This is a genomic window from Polynucleobacter aenigmaticus, from assembly GCF_002206635.1.
In the GTDB taxonomy this organism is placed as follows: Bacteria; Pseudomonadota; Gammaproteobacteria; order Burkholderiales; family Burkholderiaceae; genus Polynucleobacter; species Polynucleobacter aenigmaticus.
This window is the reverse complement of record NZ_NGUO01000009.1, coordinates 108,701-124,654: the sequence shown is the minus strand read 5'-3', so window position 1 is coordinate 124,654 and position 15,954 is coordinate 108,701. Positions and strand designations below refer to the sequence as shown.

Below are 15,954 nucleotides of genomic sequence, written 5' to 3'. Positions count from 1 at the left end.
TAGATTCTTGATTTCTTGTAAATACAGCGGATAAGGCTGCTAATCAGGCAAAATAAGCCGATTACATGAAAAAAATCGTACTTTCAATCTGGCAGCTTAAGCCTGTGAAGTGGCTCCGTCGTATGCGGAGTTTTAAGCTTATCTACACCCCATTAATAGCCATTATGCTTTTTACCGTAGTCATGGGGGTCATTATGGGTACCCTGCAACTTCAGGAAAAAGGCCAGCAAGAAGCAGCCCTATTTAGAGAGCTCTCTTTTGCAAAACAACGCATTCAATTACGCTTTGCAAATAACACTGATGTTTTGCAATCGATCGGTAGGGACTACATTATTTCAAGTGAATCCGCCAAAGCAAAAGAGAATGTCGTAATTCAGGCAGAAAATTTACTGCAAAGCAATCATGAAATAGCGCAAATTATTTGGATCAATGAAACCGCACAGCGCCAGTGGAAAATTCCAATGGACAACTTGAAGACGGATTGGTTCAACAAACCGGAAAATGCTAGCGTCCTGAACCAGGCGCTGAAAAAAACAATTGAATTAAGCGCCGCAACAAATAGACCAGCCTTTAGTCAATTTATATCGTTGGAGGTTCCAAGCGATGAGCTCATATCAAAAGAAATCCGCAATGTATTTTGGCAAGCAGTTCCTCAGATTTACGGGAGCGAGATAAAGGGAATGGTTGCAGTACTTTATACAACGCAGGGTGTGCTCGAAATGATCCCCGGGGAGCTTAAAGGACAGTATCGATTCACATTAATTACCGATAGTGAAAAAATTCTTGCGATTTCATCTGATAAAAATACGCCAAAGCGCGCTTTTAGCAACCAAACTAGTCTTGATCTTGGAGTACTCAGCCCAAATCTAAGCTTGCGCATTGACACTTACCCACCCGCTACTAACCTCTCTTTTAGAATGTTGATTGGTGTAGTACTGGGCTTAAGCGCATTTGTGATTTGGAGTCTGTGGTCGGTATTAAAGCAAATGCAGGTTCGCCAAGAAGCCGAAGCCAATCTTCGCGCAGAAACCAATTTTCGTAGCGCCATGGAAAACTCAACCCCCGTTGGTATCCGCGCTCACGATATGAATAAAACAATTACCTATGTTAACCCAGCATTTTGCGAAATGACAGGTTGGTCCGCCAAAGAGCTTATTGGACAAAACCCCCCTTTTGCCTTTTGGCCTGAAGGGCTAAGAGGTGAGCTCAATGAGAAAATGAATAGAGCTCTCGAGCTCGCCATGAGTCAAGAGAAGAAAATTGGTATTGAAGGTTCAATATTGCATCGCAATGGCACAGTCATTCAAACGCGCACCTTTATCGCACCATTGATCAATGAAAAAGGAACCCAAACTGGCTGGGTTACCTCTTTAATCGACATTTCTGAACCGAAGAAAATTCGTGAAGAGTTGGCGGCATCACAAGAACGCTTCGTGACAGTGTTAGAGGGTTTGGATGCGGCAGTTTCAGTAGTGTCAAACGAAACTGGCGAATTGTTATTTGCAAATCGTTTTTATCGTGAGCGTTTTGACAATACCTCTAAGGGCCATTTTGCATTGGCTGGCGGTGAAATCATTCAAAATACGATGCAAGCTCTATTGGAAGAATCTGATAACACTGCAACTACCAATATTCCCCCCTCCTTCTTATATAAGGAGTCTGAATCAGAAGAAATTCAACTACTCGATGAGGCCACGGGAACCTCAAAGTGGTATGAGGTTCGTAGACGTTTTGTCCCGTGGGTAGATGGGCATCTAGCACAACTTCTGATTGCAACTGACATCACGATTCGTATTGAGGCGGATGATTTAGCTCGTCAACAAGAAGAGCGCATGCAATTTACAAGCCGCTTAACAACTATGGGTGAAATGGCCTCTTCATTAGCCCATGAATTAAACCAGCCTCTTGCCGCGATCTCGAACTACTGCATGGGTGTGGCAAAACGCTTACAGGGGCATATAGATCCAGATCTACAAAAAGACATCCTTCCGGCATTAGAAAAGGCATCTGATCAAGCACATAGGGCCGGAACGATTATTCAGCGCATCAAGGGCTTTGTGAAGCGTAGTGAACCACAACGTAAATCTTGTGATATCAGCGAAATTATTAGCGATGCGGTTGGTTTAGTGGAGATTGAAGCGCACCGCCATCGCCTGAGCATCAGCACCGAGATTGCTAAAAATCTACCGCTGGTTGACTTGGATCCCGTCTTGATTCTGCAGGTATTGGTCAACCTCCTCAAGAATTCTCTAGATAGTGTGAGAGAGGTTTACCCACTTTCCTCACGCTGGTCAGCACCCCCAGTCCAAATTTCAGCAGATCTAGATACGAGCACCTTCCCCGCTATGCTGCGCATCCAAGTGACCGATAGCGGTGGCGGAATCGCCCAATCAGTCATTGAACGTATGTTTGAGCCCTTTTTTAGCACCAAAAGCGATGGCATGGGTATGGGCTTGAATATTTGCCGGTCAGTCATCGAGTCTCACCACGGTCGCCTTTGGGCAAAAAATCAGATGGATGCGGAACATACAAAGCTATCTGGCTGCACCTTTACAATACTATTACCTCTAGAATCCCCGGGCTCTAAAGCTACTAGTTAATTTATGCAATTTTTTAAGATTTATCTGCGAGAGCCATTATGAATATCAGCGCTACTAATAAACCCAATCAAGCCGAAGTAGTTTATGTTGTAGATGACGACGAAGCAGTTCGTGACTCCCTCACCTGGCTGCTAGAAAGTAATGGCTATGTGGTTCGCTGTCACGCCAGTGCTGAACGATTCTTGCAATCCTTGCAAAGCACGGATAAGTCCACAATCTCTTGCGCCATCCTGGATGTTCGAATGTCAGGCATGTCTGGCCTTGAATTGCAAGAACGCTTGATTAGTGAGAACTTACCAATGCCTGTTGCCTTTATTACTGGCCATGGTGATGTCTCGATGGCAGTCTCCACCATGAAACGTGGTGCAGTAGATTTTATTGAAAAGCCATTTAAAGAAAATGATCTTTGCGGCTTAGTCGATCGAATGCTTGCTAAAGCACGCATTGATTATTCACAAGCAAGTCAACGTAAGATTACCCAAAGCCTATTAAGTAAGCTAACTGGTCGTGAGCGCCAAGTACTCGAACGCATCGTGGCTGGACGCTTGAACAAACAAATTGCTGACGATCTTGGTATCTCCATTAAGACGGTAGAAGCGCATCGCGCCAACATCATGGAAAAACTCAATGTGAATACCGTTGCCGACCTCCTCCGTTTAGCACTCTCAGATCCACAACCAAATTAATTTCCCATGCCTGCACAGTTACTTGATGGCGTCGCCCTCTCTAAAAAACTACGCGCTGAAATTGCTGCGCGTGGGGCAATTGTTACCGCGAAAGGTATCAGACCAGGGTTAGCGGTTATTGTTATTGGCGAAAATCCTGCCAGTCAGGTTTATGTCAGAAATAAAGTAAAGGCCTGTGAGGATGTTGGCTTTCATTCTGTGCTCGAGCGCTACTCTGTAGAGTTGGGCGAAGAAGAATTGCTTGCCCGTATTGCTACGCTCAATGCTGATCCATCGATTCATGGCATCCTAGTTCAACTCCCCCTTCCCGAACACATTGCAGCAGAGCGTGTACTCGAAGCTATTTCTCCTGAGAAAGATGTAGATGGTTTTCATGTAGCTAATGCTGGCGCCTTAATGGTCGGTCAACCCGAATTCAAGCCTTGTACTCCTTATGGGTGCATGAAGATTTTAGAAAGCATTGATTACCCCATTCGTGGCGCACGTGCCGTGATCGTTGGCGCCTCTAATATCGTTGGCAAACCGATGGCCATGTTATTGCTCCAAGCTGGAGCAACAGTCACCATTTGCAACAGTAAGACCCGGGACCTGGCACACCATACCAAGGATGCAGATATTCTGGTAGTTGCCACTGGTAAGCCAAGAATGATTACTGGTGACATGGTAAAAACCGGGGCCGTAGTAATTGATGTAGGCATTAATCGCCTGCCAGATGGAAAACTATGTGGTGATGTCGACTTTGATGCTGCTAGATACATTGCTGGCTGGATTACGCCCGTCCCAGGTGGCGTTGGCCCTATGACCATCACCATGCTCTTAATGAACACCTTAGAGGCAGCAGAAAAGGCATCTAAACCATCTAACCCGTAGAGTCTGATTGCCACGCTATTTGGCAAATTTTTCTATCGTCCATTAAGCTATAGGGATGACTATCTCTACATCCCTAAAGCTTTCCACTGAACTTCAAAAGAATCCATTAATTTCGTTTGGTAGAGGCATTGCTACCTACCCTGACGTAAGGCCTAGCGACATTGCACCCGCAATTGAATTTCTACTAGAACAAGCACAACATGCAGTAGATCATGCAGTCAACCCCACTACTCCAGCAAAGTGGAATGATTTAGTCGAGCCCCTTGAGGATGCCACTGAATCTTTGAGCAGATCTTGGGGTGTGATCTCCCATCTCAATAGCGTTACAGATACACCGGAGCTTCGCACTGCCTACGGCGAGATGATGCCTAAAGTCACCGCCTTCTTCTCAAGCTTGGGACAGAATCTCGCGCTTTACCAAAAGTTCAAGGATCTGAATCAAAGCAATGCCTTTTCTACATTGAATCTTGCCCAGAAAAAAGTGATTGAAAACTCATTGCGGGATTTTCGTCTGGGAGGTGCAGAGCTTTCAGATTCACAAAAGCCACGTTTTTCAGAAATTCAGGATGAACAAGCTCTGCTAGGAAAAGCTTTTTCAGATCATGTTTTGGATGCAACAGATGGATTTGTGCATGTGCTTCAAGATATTTCTGATTTAGCTGGGCTTCCAGAAGATGCTATCGCAGCAGCCGCTGACTTGGCGACACAAAAGAATCTGCAAGGTTGGGCGTTCACCCTACACTTTCCTTCCTACTACCCGGTAATGCAGTACTCCGAGAATAGAGAACTCCGTCAACTGATGTACCAGGCTTATGTAACGCGCTCATCAGAATTAGCGTCGCAATACGCAAAAGCTAAGGTCGATTGGGACAATACGCAAAACATGCTGGATCAACTGCGCCTCCGGAATGAAGAAGCTCGCATGCTGGGATTTTCTAGTTACGCGGATTTAAGCTTGGCACCAAAGATGGCCAATACCGTAGAAGAGGTAGATCTCTTTCTGACCAACTTTGCCATTAAAGCAAAACCATTTGCCCAGAAAGATTGGCAAGAGCTTTGTGATTTTGCAACTGCAGAGCTAGGCCTGCCTAATGGACTTGAACCTTGGGATATTCCCTTTGCCGCTGAATGCTTAAAGCAAGCGCGCTACTCTTTTTCCGAGAATGAGCTCAAGCAATATTTCCCTCTACCTAAAGTATTGGATGGATTATTCGGAGTGATCCAGACGCTATTTGACGTCAAAATTGATTCTGCCAACTTACCCACCTGGCACGCCGATGTTCAATCCTTTTCAGTAAAGGATTGCCAGGATCAGATCGTCGCCTACTTCTATTTAGACCCCTATGCACGCCCAGGAAAGCGTGGTGGGGCATGGATGGATGATGCTCGCGGTCGTAGAGAGCTGCCAAATGGGGAAATACAAATTCCAGTTGCCTATTTAGTATGTAACTTTGCTCCTCCAGTAAAAGTGGATGGCGTATTACGCCAACCAACCATTACCCACGATGATGTGATCACCCTCTTTCATGAAAGTGGTCATGGCCTACATCATCTTCTCACCCAAGTTGCCGCCTTAGGTGTTTCTGGCATCAATGGTGTTGAGTGGGACGCAGTCGAATTGCCAAGTCAATTTATGGAGAACTTCTGCTGGGAGTGGGAAGTCTTAGAAAAAATGACTGCTCATGTTGAAACCGGCAAAACATTGCCTCGGGAGCTCTTTGACAAAATGTTAGCCGCTAAGAATTATCAAAATGGTTTAGCCACCCTACGTCAAATCGTGATGTCATTAACGGATTGGCGCTTACATTCGAGCTTTGATACTGAAGGGGCAAAAGGTCAAGCCGTACTCGATGCCTCAAGAGTCATAGCCGATCAATACAACATCATTCCGCAACCCGAGATCTCGCGTTGGATTAACTCATTTAGCCATATTTTTGCAGGTGGCTATGCGGCTGGTTACTATAGCTATAAGTGGGCTGAAGTACTATCCGCCGATGTTTATGCGGCCTTTGAGGAGGCAGCAAAACTCACTGGCAGTGTGCTTGATCCCAAGACAGGGGCGCGTTACAGAAAAGAAATTTTGGAAGTCGGTGGCAGTCGCCCTGCTGCTGAATCCTTTAAATCTTTTAGGGGACGAGAGCCCAGTATTGACGCGCTACTTCGTCACGGTGGATTGGCTACCTAGGCTTTAATTTCTGCGATGACGGGAGCGTGATCAGAAGGCTGTTCCCAAGTGCGAGGCTCTTTATCTATCAGACTCGCACTGCATTTCTCTTTTAAAGCGTCACTTAGCAGGATGTGATCAATCCGCATTCCAGCATTACGTCTAAAGCCCATCATGCGGTAATCCCACCAACTAAATGATTTGGGAGCTTGCTCAAACATCCGGAAAGAATCCGTTAAGCCCAACTCAATCAGCCTTTGGAATGCTTCTCGCTCAGGCGGAGATACCAGATTTTGACCAACCCACTTCGAGGGATCATATACATCGACATCGGTAGGTGCAATATTGAAGTCGCCTAATAATGCGAGGCGACTATTCTGGCTCAATTCATCCTTTAGCCAAGCTTCAAGCGCTTTAAGCCACCCTAACTTGTAAACAAACTTATCACTATCCGGCGATTGGCCATTGGGAAAGTAAGCTGATACCAATCGAACAGGCTGCATTCCTTTAAAACATACTGTGGCCGCCAAGATGCGTTGCTGCTCATCTGCATTACCTGGAATATTTCTAACAGGCTTTAAGAAAGCGGTTTCCAAGTCAGATGCCATAGGTGCCAATGCAGCTTTGCGAACAATAATAGCAACGCCGTTATAGGTCTTTTGTCCGGCAGCTAGACTAAGGTAGCCAGCCTCCTCTAACTCGCGATGCGGGTATTTATCATCCGTTAACTTTAGCTCTTGAAGACATAAAGCGTCGATTGGCTTCTTCGCTTTTTCTTGATCCTGCAACCATCTCAAGACTTGGGGTAAACGCACCTTGATTGAATTAACATTCCAGGCGGCTATTCGCACTAACTCAGTCATCTATCCCCAACTCCTGCAACTTACGTGTAATCGTATTGCGACCAATTCCAAGACGCTGCGCAGCCTCGACACGTCTGCCGCGAGTAACCTCGAGTGCAGCTTGTAGAACAGCCTTTTCAAATTTGGAGCATAGGGCGTCATAAACTCCCGTATCGCCATCCTGAAGCATTTTGACTGCTAAGCGCCCTAGTCCGCCTTCCCAATCAACAGCCCCACCTCGTGTGACCGTTGGATTAGCGGGGTCTGACTCTCCTTGCAACACAACAGGCTGACCACTTGCTTCGGCCAATATATCCGCAGGTAAATCGCCAGCACCAATGACATTAGATGGCGTCATTACAGTCAACCAATGGCAGAGGTTTTCTAATTGGCGAACATTGCCAGGAAACGGCATTGCACTAATATCTTTTAAAGCTTCATCAGAGAGTTTTTTGCACTCAACACCCAAAGATTTTGCACAGGACAGCATGAAGTGACGAGCCAATACAGGAATGTCTTCTGCGCGCTCGCGCAAGGAAGGCATGCGCAAACGAATCACATTTAAGCGATGCAACAAGTCTTCACGGAAAGCGCCAGCAGCAACCCGCGCCTCTAGATTTTGGTGGGTCGACGCAATAATGCGGACATTTGCCTTGATGGGGTCCTGTCCACCAACGCGATAAAAATGACCATCAGTTAACGCGCGCAATAAGCGAGTCTGTAAATCAAATGGGATTTCACCAATTTCATCTAAAAATAAGGTACCGCCGTCGGCCTGCTCAAAACGGCCACGACGTAAAGTTAATGCCCCTTGAAATGCTCCACGTTCATGGCCAAATAATTCTGATTCCAATAAATCCTTAGGTACTGCAGCAGTACTAAATGTAAGGAATTGGCCTTTGGCGCGAGGACTATGCTTATGCAAAGCTTGAGCCACCAGCTCTTTACCTGTTCCAGATTCACCAGTAATTAATACCGTTGAATGGGACTGGGCAAGGCGACCAATCGCCCTGAAGACCTCCTGCATTGCTGGGGCTTGACCAATAATTTCAGTGGAGTCTTGTCTCCAACCGTTAATCTCTTTGTTGCCGGACTGATTACGCTCGCTTTGCTCCATCGCACGACGGATCAACTCTACCGCCTTATCAATATCAAAAGGTTTAGTGAGGTATTCAAATGCGCCACCCTGAAAAGACGATACCGCTGAATCCAAGTCAGAGTATGCAGTCATGATGATGACGGGAAGCATCGGGTGAGTTTCTTTTACATTTTGCAAAAGATCCAAGCCATTGCCACGCGGCATGCGAATATCCGAAATCAATACCTGAGGCGCCTCTTTTTCCAAGGCATTGAGCACGTCATTGGGATTGGAAAAACTCTTGTGTGGGATGTTCTCGCGAGTGAGTGCTTTTTCTAGCACCCAGCGAATTGATTGATCATCGTCCACGATCCAAACGGGTTTCATAATGCTTTCTCCTGCCTACGGTAAGGAATTTGAATTTGAAAATCAGTCCGTCCAGGACGGCTGTCACAAGCAATAAAACCCTGGTGCTGCTGTACAAAAGTTTGAGCCAAGGTGAGACCCAGGCCACTACCCCCATCTCTACCAGAAACTAATGGAAAGAAAATCCGCTCGCGAATATCTTCAGGGATACCAGGCCCGTTATCAATGACATGCAAATCCATTGCCATCTTGTAGCGCTGCTTTGAAATAGTGACTGAGCGAGCCACCCTGGTCTTCAATTCAATTTGAGCAATGCCTTGGGCAATTTCATCTGTAAGAGCTTGGGCAGCATTGTGGGCAATATTCAAAACTGCTTGGATTAACTGCTCGCGATCACCCAGCAAATCCGGAAGGCTAGTGTCATAGTTACGAATAATCCGTAAGCCTTTAGGAAACTCTGCCAAGACTAGGCTACGCACGCGCTCCAATGCTTCATGCACGTTAAATGATTCCATAGCATGCGCTTTACGATGCGGTGCTAGTAGCCGATCTACCAGATTCTGAAGGCGGTCGGATTCTTTAATAATGACTTGGGTATATTCGCGCAAGCCTTTTTCTGGCAGCTCGAACTCCAATAATTGAGCAGCGCCACGAATACCACCCAATGGGTTTTTAATCTCATGCGCTAAGTTACGCATTAACTGTTTATTTGCCTCAACCTGCTGAGTCACTCGTTCATCACGCTCACTGCGCAATTGCTGATCAATAGGAAACCACTCCATCATGATGAGTGAGGGATCCTCAAGGCTTGCCACTACCACGTGCGCAGGAGTGGACTCTTGATGAATACTTCCAGGTAAAGAATGCAACACCACTTCTTGGCGTTGAGCGGAAACATGTCCAGCCTTAATCTCTTCAATCATGAGCTTAAGCGACTCGTTATCTCCAAACAAGTTGTGCACAGACTGACCCTCAAGCGACTTACGAGAAAGATCCAATGCTGACTCTGCAGCTGGATTCACGTAAACCAATTGTTGGCTCTCTGCCTCAAATACCACAATGGCATTAGGCATCTGGTCAAGCAATGTCGGAAAAAAAGGAGCAGCCGAAGCTGCCCCTTTGAACGAATTGCGCAATGGACCTGCGCTCAACATTTCCCCCTCGCTTACAGGGAGTAGTACATATCGAATTCGATCGGATGAGTTGTCATACGGAAACGTGTGACATCTTCCATCTTCAATGCGATATATGCGTCAAGCATAGAGTCCGTAAAGACACCACCACGAGTCAAGAACTCACGATCTTTGTTCAAGGCTTCTAATGCTTCTTCCAAGCTTGCACAAACGGTTGGGATCTTTGCATCTTCTTCTGGTGGCAAGTCATACAAGTTCTTATCAGCAGCTTCACCTGGGTGAATCTTGTTCTGAACACCATCTAAACCAGCCATCATCAATGCAGAGAAGCAGAGGTATGGGTTAGCCAATGGATCAGGGAAGCGAGTCTCAATACGACGGCCTTTAGGGCTAGAGACATGCGGAATACGAATCGAAGCAGAACGGTTACGGGCAGAGTACGCTAATTTCACTGGAGCCTCAAAGCCTGGAACCAAACGCTTGTATGAGTTTGTGCCTGGGTTAGTAATTGCATTCAATGCCTTAGCATGCTTGATGATGCCGCCAATGTAGAACAATGCGAACTCTGACAAACCAGCATAGCCGTTACCAGCAAACAAGTTCTCGCCGTTTTTCCAAATAGATTGGTGAACGTGCATACCGGAACCATTGTCGCCAACGATTGGCTTAGGCATAAATGTTGCTGTCTTGCCATAAGCGTGGGCTACGTTTTGAACAACATACTTCTGCCAGATGGTCCAGTCAGCACGCTGTACTAATGTACTGAACCTGGTACCCAATTCGTTTTGGCCTTGACCAGCAACTTCATGGTGATGAACTTCAACAGGAATGCCTAATGATTCGAGGATCAAACACATTTCAGAACGCATGTCTTGGAATGAATCTACTGGAGAAACTGGGAAGTAACCGCCTTTTTTGCCTGGACGATGACCAGTATTACCACCTTCGATTTCAGCTGCTGAAGACCATGGAGCCTCTTCAGATTCAACTTTTACGAAACAACCTTGCATGTCAGCACCCCAACGGACGCCGTCAAAAATAAAGAATTCTGGCTCTGGGCCAAAATAAGCTGTGTCACCTAAACCAGTGCTTTTCAAATAAGACTCAGCACGCTTAGCAATAGAACGTGGGTCACGATCGTAACCTTTGCCATCGGTTGGCTCGATCACATCACATGTGATCACCAATGTTGACTCTTCATAGAATGGGTCGATATAGCAAGCTGTTGGATCCGGCATCAACAACATGTCAGATGCTTCAATACCTTTCCAGCCAGCAATAGATGAACCGTCAAACGCATGACCGCTCTCAAATTTGTCTTCGTCAAAATGGGAAATAGGTACTGTTGTGTGCTGCTCTTTACCCTTTGTATCTACAAAGCGGAAATCAACGAAAGTACATTCTTTCTCTTTAACCAACTTCATCACATCAGCGACGGTCTTCGTCATGCAAATCTCCTCTATTAACTAAATTCGGAATACAAACTTAAGGTGTACACCCTTGTTCATTCCAGGCATCAAATATGCCCTTGGGATGTATCTAATTTACTGAAGCAAACAAGCGGGAACAGTCATTATTGCACTATTTAAGTGCTGAAATACCCCCCTAAAAACCTAAAAATACGTTAATTGCACCAAATTAGTGCTAATTAAGATTTCGGAATATCGTGAATCACATAACCCAAGGCCTCAGTACCTGCACGAAGCGCAATCCATGCGCTTTCTAGTAGATTCGCGTTCCCCTTAATGCCCAATTCAATATGGCGCTCAGCATAAACACCGCCTTTTGATGCATCCCCAACAGATGGAAGGCTAAACACCTTAACCCCAGGAAAAGTTGCCTCTATGCGCTCCATTAAAGGCGTTAAGGTCGATTCAATCCCCTTAGGCACAATGAAGCTCTGTTCCGCCCAGTTCTCACCATGAAATAGATTCTGATAGTGGGTATCTAAGCACCAAGCCATCATCGGAGCAGCCATGACTGGAAATCCTGGAACAAAATAGTGTTCCCGAATACAGAAGCCAGGGATCTGGTTATAGGGATTGGGGATGATGTCACTACCCAGAGGGAACTCACCCATTTTGAAGCGGTGTTGGTTCTCAGGACTACTCAGATCCGCCTTAATGGGATCGCCTTCAGCCATCGACTGGATACGTCCTGCTATCAACTCTTGTGCAGTCGGATGTAATTGAGTTTTTGTTCCAAGCGCTAAAGCAGCGCACTGCCTAGTGTGATCATCCGGAGTGGCGCCAATGCCGCCGGTACTAAAGACTACATCGCCACTAGCGAAACTATCCTTCAGGGTTGCGGTGATGTGCTCGGGATCATCTGCGACATATTTAGCCCAAGAAAGACTCAGTCCACGCTCATTCAGGAGTTCAATTAATTTACTGAGGTGTTTATCTTGACGGCGCCCAGACAGTATTTCATCACCAATCACAATTAAACCAAAACGACGCGCCTTCACATCAGGTACATCAACAGCAAGCTTCTTAAATGCATCAACCATGGTACGGGAGCTCCATATCAATTACACGCGCCTCAATATTTAAAGATTGATCCAATTCATTTCTGCGCAACTCTTTTAATGCTTCGAGCAAATAATGCGTAAACCAGAGTGCAGCAAATACAAAAATTAAGGAATAGATCCAGAGCGCTACAAAACTCACAATTGGAAATAACACCAAAGCCAAAGCAGATGTCGCCCAAAAGAAAGTGGGCACAGCACCGAGCATGCCAGACGCAATACCCATGGCCAGCAGTGGCCAACGGTGTTGGTGCAAGAGGGTGTCTCGCTCTTGGGTGCTGGCATGTTGAGCTAAGACGTCATAAGACATCAAGCGCATCGTTAACCAACCCCAGAGTAATGGCGGTAGGACCGCTACCAATGGAGGTATCCACCACACCGGTAATGTCAATATAACTAGAGTCAAGCAGATTAATGCTGACCAAATGGTATAGAGGAAGCTACCAAATAAACCGCCACCCTTTTTCCTCTCAATATCCTTATACGCATGTTGACGAGTAACGATTTTTACAATCGCCGGCACAGTTGTAAATGCAATGAAGACCAATAAGCTAATCGAGATTGAGGGAATGAGTAGCATGACAAAAAAGAGAGGCGCAATCCACGCTCTCGCATTTTCAAATCCTGCCCAGATCAAAACATCCTGAATCCAGCTTGTAAACATTGAGGTCGTTAAAAAAATACTGAGCATTTCTAAGGCGGGCGTCCAAGTAAGCCAAATTAAACAACCCCACAAAACAGAAATAATAAGAAATGGGCGGAAGCTCAACCAAAGCATTTTTGGATGCATAGTACCAACCAAAGCCAAGCCAAAAGACTTAAATACTTGTTGCATGCTATCCATATATTTTATTTGCCCTTAGGCAGGATCTCGCGAACTGCGTGCACGAAGCCTTGCCATTGTTGATGAACTAAATTAGGCGATACCGACAAACCTCTCACCCCAGTTGGATGCACCTCTCTTGGAAAAATAGCGGTATTGAATATCATGTCCCACCAGGGAAAAAGCACACCAAAGTTGCAGCCACCTAAAACCCCCGGCTTACCCATGGCTTCGTGCCCATAGCCAACTGCATGATGCATCCGGTGATACATTGGCGAAACTAAAAAAAATTGCAAGGGGCCAAGATGAACCTTGATATTGGCGTGTTGCCAGCTTTGGATAAACTGACTGAAGACCACCAATAAAATAAATTGGCCCGGGGAAACGCCAAAGAGCAACGCAAAGAATGCAAATACGAGAGCATGCAGGATGCTATCCAAAATATGATTTCGATCGTCAGACCATGCGGTCATGACCGTTTGGCTATGATGCAAAGCATGCAGTTGCCACCACCAGTTAAAAGTATGTGAAGCGCGATGATAGACATACTCAACGAAATCCAATAATACGAAGTAGATAAAAAAACTGACCAAAGGTATGGATGTAACTGGAGGCCACCAAGACTCAACATTGAGCCTGCCGAAGCGGAAATCATGCAACACCGAATCAATTTGAAAAAAGAATCCTGATAAGGCGATAAAAATCAGCCCGTGAAAAATACCTAATCGATGAAACAGGGTATAAAAGACATCTGCCCTAGATGACTTGGCAAAATTCTCCTGTGGCTCTGCTGGCGCCAACTTTTCCCAAGTGCGCAATATGATCATGATCAGTAGAATTTGAATGCAGCCAAATAAAAACCAGTCTATACCGTCGAAGACATCTTCTGCCATCGACATCAGATCAAACTGATACAAAATCGGACCAGCTGCATTGGCAAACAAAAATTCTTGGATGCTGGCGTAAGCGGCTGAAATACTGTCAAGTATTGAATTGGGCTCCATCTGCATATTTTGGCTTATTTATCCAGTTTTGGCAGAGTCGCAAAACAAAAGCCACGATTTTTAAGCTTAATAATGAGTTGCTCTAAAACCGCAGGTGCCCAGGGATCTTTTCTTGACCAAATACCAAGATGAGCCATCGTGATATCCCCATCCTGGATCTTGCTACCCGCACTATCCAAAAGCACCTGATTAGGGTGTGTCTGCGAGCTAAGCTCATCGCCTAAGAAGCCTGCTGGACTCCAGGCAATATGCTGATAGCCACACTGATCCCCCATGTTGATGGAACGAGGTGAGGCTTTACCGCCAGGAGCACGCCAAATTTTTTGAAGGTTTGCACCGGTTAACTCTTTAAACCGATCGTCAACCCGTCTAATTTCACGACAATAAGCCGCCTCCTTATAAAGACTTATTACCCCCGCCTTGGATCCAAACTGCGGCTTGACGAAGACCTCGCCCGGAGGACCGTCTTTTATAAAGTAGACATGATCAAATGTATGGCTCCCAAAATGATGGCCTTCGCGAACGCGATCCTGCCAATAGGATTTCCAGGAATCATCCAATGAGAAATCGCCACGATTGGTCTTTTCATTTGCAAGAAAAAAGGTTGCCTTGATGTTTTGACGATTCAAGACATCGGCAACAACTTGTGCCACAGACATATTGCCAGTATCGAAAGTAAGGTAAACCGTTTTTTTACACTGCGCCCCTTGTGAAAACCCAAGCGAGGAACATGTCGTTAAAAAAAATAGTACTGCAAGTCTTGTCAGGGTCACCTTGAAATGCATCGGCTTTAATTACTCCCAACCAGCACGCGGTGTGAAGAAAACACCATGCGGGGATTTTCCAACAGGGATAACGGTGACCAACTTCATTGAAGGAATATCAATCACGCCTACTTTTTTGGAGAAGCGAAAAGTCACCCATAAGGTCTTGCCGTCAGGTGTTATCTCCATATCATCTGGGCCTGCAGGCAAACCAGTGATATCGCCAACCTTTTCTAAGGTCTGCATATTAATGAGGCTAATGGTCGATGCAATTCGGTTACTCAAAAAGATATGCTTCTTGTCGCCAAGTGGGCGGAAGTTATGAGCGCCCTTGCCTGTATAAATGCGCTTTACTTCTTTTCGATTTTTCCAATCAATGACTTGAACATTATCTTCGCCAGTAATACCAATCAATAGATACTGATCCCCTGGAGTCATCCATACACCAGCAGGCACTTTACCTGTGGTCATCTTCCATGTAACAGTTTGGGTATCCAAATCAATGGCGGCAAGCTCATTAGAATCTTGTAATGTAATAAATGCGGTTTTGCTATCCGCCGTAAAGGCTACGTGACTTGGTGTCTTGCCCAGCTTAATCGATTTAGCCAGCTTCAAATCAGCGCCCTGCGCGTGGTAGACATCAACCCTATCCAAACGATTGCCGTTTGCAATAAACCATTTATGGTTTGGTGAATAGCCAATTTGGTATGGATCAATGATGTCCGGAATCTTGCCAGTCAACTCACCGCTAACGGGGTTCATTAAGACAACGTCATTACCCGCAGCATTTGCAATCAGCAAAGTCTTCTGGTCTGGGGTCATCATTAGATGATGGGGCTCCTTACCAACTGGCACTGTCTTGATGACTTTGCGAGTAGGCATATCGATCAAACTCACAGATGCATCGCCGGAGTTCAATACAATCGCTAACTTTGGCTCCGCCTTGGAATCTGCTGTTGCTGACGCTTGGGCAAGCGCGATATTCTGCGAGCCCACGAGGGCAAATGTGATCAAGGCTGAAATAGCGCCAAATTTGGCTTTAATGGTATATGTATACATAGCATCCATTGTAAGCAATTGATGTTCCAGGTAAGCCG

General features: G+C 45.8%; 13 protein-coding genes. 4 read left to right on the top strand and 9 right to left on the bottom strand.

Annotated features, from left to right (window positions below; all coding sequences use genetic code 11):
- Positions 1–65 precede the first annotated feature (65 nt).
- Genes CBI30_RS06080 through CBI30_RS06065 form a run of 4 tightly spaced genes read left to right on the top strand, consistent with a single transcriptional unit; the run spans position 66 to position 6,341 of the window.
- Positions 66–2,600 (top strand): PAS domain-containing sensor histidine kinase, encoded by a 2,535-nt coding sequence (locus tag CBI30_RS06080; protein ID WP_088527419.1) that lies wholly within the window; start codon positions 66–68, stop codon positions 2,598–2,600.
- 38 nt (positions 2,601–2,638) lie between these two features.
- Positions 2,639–3,286, top strand: a complete 648-nt coding sequence (locus CBI30_RS06075; protein WP_088527418.1) for a response regulator transcription factor — start codon at positions 2,639–2,641, stop codon at positions 3,284–3,286.
- Positions 3,287–3,292: 6 nt separating this feature from the next.
- Positions 3,293–4,156, top strand: coding sequence for a bifunctional methylenetetrahydrofolate dehydrogenase/methenyltetrahydrofolate cyclohydrolase FolD (folD, locus tag CBI30_RS06070; protein WP_088527417.1), 864 nt, complete (start codon positions 3,293–3,295; stop codon positions 4,154–4,156).
- A gap of 55 nt (positions 4,157–4,211) precedes the next feature.
- A complete protein-coding gene (locus CBI30_RS06065) occupies positions 4,212–6,341 on the top strand; it encodes a M3 family metallopeptidase (protein ID WP_088527416.1) in 2,130 nt (709 codons plus the stop codon).
- On the opposite strand, the gene xth is transcribed toward CBI30_RS06065, so the two are convergent.
- The 9 genes from xth to CBI30_RS06020 all read right to left on the bottom strand — a co-directional run bounded on the left by xth (position 6,338) and on the right by CBI30_RS06020 (position 15,916).
- The gene (gene xth, locus CBI30_RS06060) at positions 6,338–7,183 is read right to left on the bottom strand and encodes an exodeoxyribonuclease III (RefSeq protein WP_088527415.1); all 846 of its coding nucleotides are present in this window, start codon (positions 7,181–7,183) and stop codon (positions 6,338–6,340) included. The two genes, CBI30_RS06065 and xth, sit on opposite strands and share 4 nt — an antisense overlap.
- On the bottom strand, positions 7,176–8,627 hold the full coding sequence (gene ntrC / locus CBI30_RS06055) for a nitrogen regulation protein NR(I) (RefSeq protein WP_088527414.1): 1,452 nt from the start codon (positions 8,625–8,627) through the stop codon (positions 7,176–7,178). The genes xth and ntrC overlap by 8 nt, the downstream gene beginning before the upstream one ends.
- Positions 8,624–9,760, bottom strand: coding sequence for a nitrogen regulation protein NR(II) (glnL, locus tag CBI30_RS06050; protein ID WP_088527413.1), 1,137 nt, complete (start codon positions 9,758–9,760; stop codon positions 8,624–8,626). The genes ntrC and glnL overlap by 4 nt, the downstream gene beginning before the upstream one ends.
- An 11-nt stretch (positions 9,761–9,771) precedes the next feature.
- Positions 9,772–11,187 carry a type I glutamate--ammonia ligase gene (gene glnA / locus CBI30_RS06045; RefSeq protein ID WP_088527412.1) on the bottom strand — a complete coding sequence of 472 codons (1,416 nt, stop codon included), beginning with the start codon at positions 11,185–11,187 and terminating at the stop codon, positions 9,772–9,774.
- A gap of 200 nt (positions 11,188–11,387) precedes the next feature.
- Positions 11,388–12,248, bottom strand: coding sequence for a competence/damage-inducible protein A (locus tag CBI30_RS06040; RefSeq protein ID WP_088527411.1), 861 nt, complete (start codon positions 12,246–12,248; stop codon positions 11,388–11,390).
- Positions 12,241–13,101 (bottom strand): EI24 domain-containing protein, encoded by an 861-nt coding sequence (locus CBI30_RS06035; RefSeq protein WP_240553515.1) that lies wholly within the window; start codon positions 13,099–13,101, stop codon positions 12,241–12,243. Before CBI30_RS06035 ends, CBI30_RS06040 begins: the two co-directional genes overlap by 8 nt.
- Positions 13,102–13,115: 14 nt before the next feature.
- Complete coding sequence (locus CBI30_RS06030) at positions 13,116–14,078, bottom strand: sterol desaturase family protein (RefSeq protein ID WP_476704253.1); 963 nt, start codon at positions 14,076–14,078, stop codon at positions 13,116–13,118.
- Between the two features lie 29 nt (positions 14,079–14,107).
- On the bottom strand, positions 14,108–14,878 hold the full coding sequence (locus CBI30_RS06025) for a polysaccharide deacetylase family protein (RefSeq protein WP_088527409.1): 771 nt from the start codon (positions 14,876–14,878) through the stop codon (positions 14,108–14,110).
- 9 nt (positions 14,879–14,887) lie between these two features.
- On the bottom strand, positions 14,888–15,916 hold the full coding sequence (locus CBI30_RS06020; RefSeq protein WP_088527513.1) for a YVTN family beta-propeller repeat protein: 1,029 nt from the start codon (positions 15,914–15,916) through the stop codon (positions 14,888–14,890).
- Between the last annotated feature and the right edge of the window lie 38 nt (positions 15,917–15,954).

What these genes read in the sequence shown, in the direction of transcription:
- folD (WP_088527417.1), top strand. Translation starts at nt 3,293, where the DNA reads ATGCCTGCACAGTTACTTGATGGCGTCGCCCTCTCTAAAAAACTACGC.
- glnA (WP_088527412.1), bottom strand. Translation starts at nt 11,187, where the DNA reads ATGACGAAGACCGTCGCTGATGTGATGAAGTTGGTTAAAGAGAAAGAA.
- ntrC (WP_088527414.1), bottom strand. Translation starts at nt 8,627, where the DNA reads ATGAAACCCGTTTGGATCGTGGACGATGATCAATCAATTCGCTGGGTG.
- CBI30_RS06035 (WP_240553515.1), bottom strand. Translation starts at nt 13,101, where the DNA reads ATGCAACAAGTATTTAAGTCTTTTGGCTTGGCTTTGGTTGGTACTATG.
- CBI30_RS06065 (WP_088527416.1), top strand. Translation starts at nt 4,212, where the DNA reads ATGACTATCTCTACATCCCTAAAGCTTTCCACTGAACTTCAAAAGAAT.
- glnL (WP_088527413.1), bottom strand. Translation starts at nt 9,760, where the DNA reads ATGTTGAGCGCAGGTCCATTGCGCAATTCGTTCAAAGGGGCAGCTTCG.
- CBI30_RS06025 (WP_088527409.1), bottom strand. Translation starts at nt 14,878, where the DNA reads ATGCATTTCAAGGTGACCCTGACAAGACTTGCAGTACTATTTTTTTTA.
- CBI30_RS06075 (WP_088527418.1), top strand. Translation starts at nt 2,639, where the DNA reads ATGAATATCAGCGCTACTAATAAACCCAATCAAGCCGAAGTAGTTTAT.
- CBI30_RS06040 (WP_088527411.1), bottom strand. Translation starts at nt 12,248, where the DNA reads ATGGTTGATGCATTTAAGAAGCTTGCTGTTGATGTACCTGATGTGAAG.
- xth (WP_088527415.1), bottom strand. Translation starts at nt 7,183, where the DNA reads ATGACTGAGTTAGTGCGAATAGCCGCCTGGAATGTTAATTCAATCAAG.
- CBI30_RS06020 (WP_088527513.1), bottom strand. Translation starts at nt 15,916, where the DNA reads ATGTATACATATACCATTAAAGCCAAATTTGGCGCTATTTCAGCCTTG.
- CBI30_RS06080 (WP_088527419.1), top strand. Translation starts at nt 66, where the DNA reads ATGAAAAAAATCGTACTTTCAATCTGGCAGCTTAAGCCTGTGAAGTGG.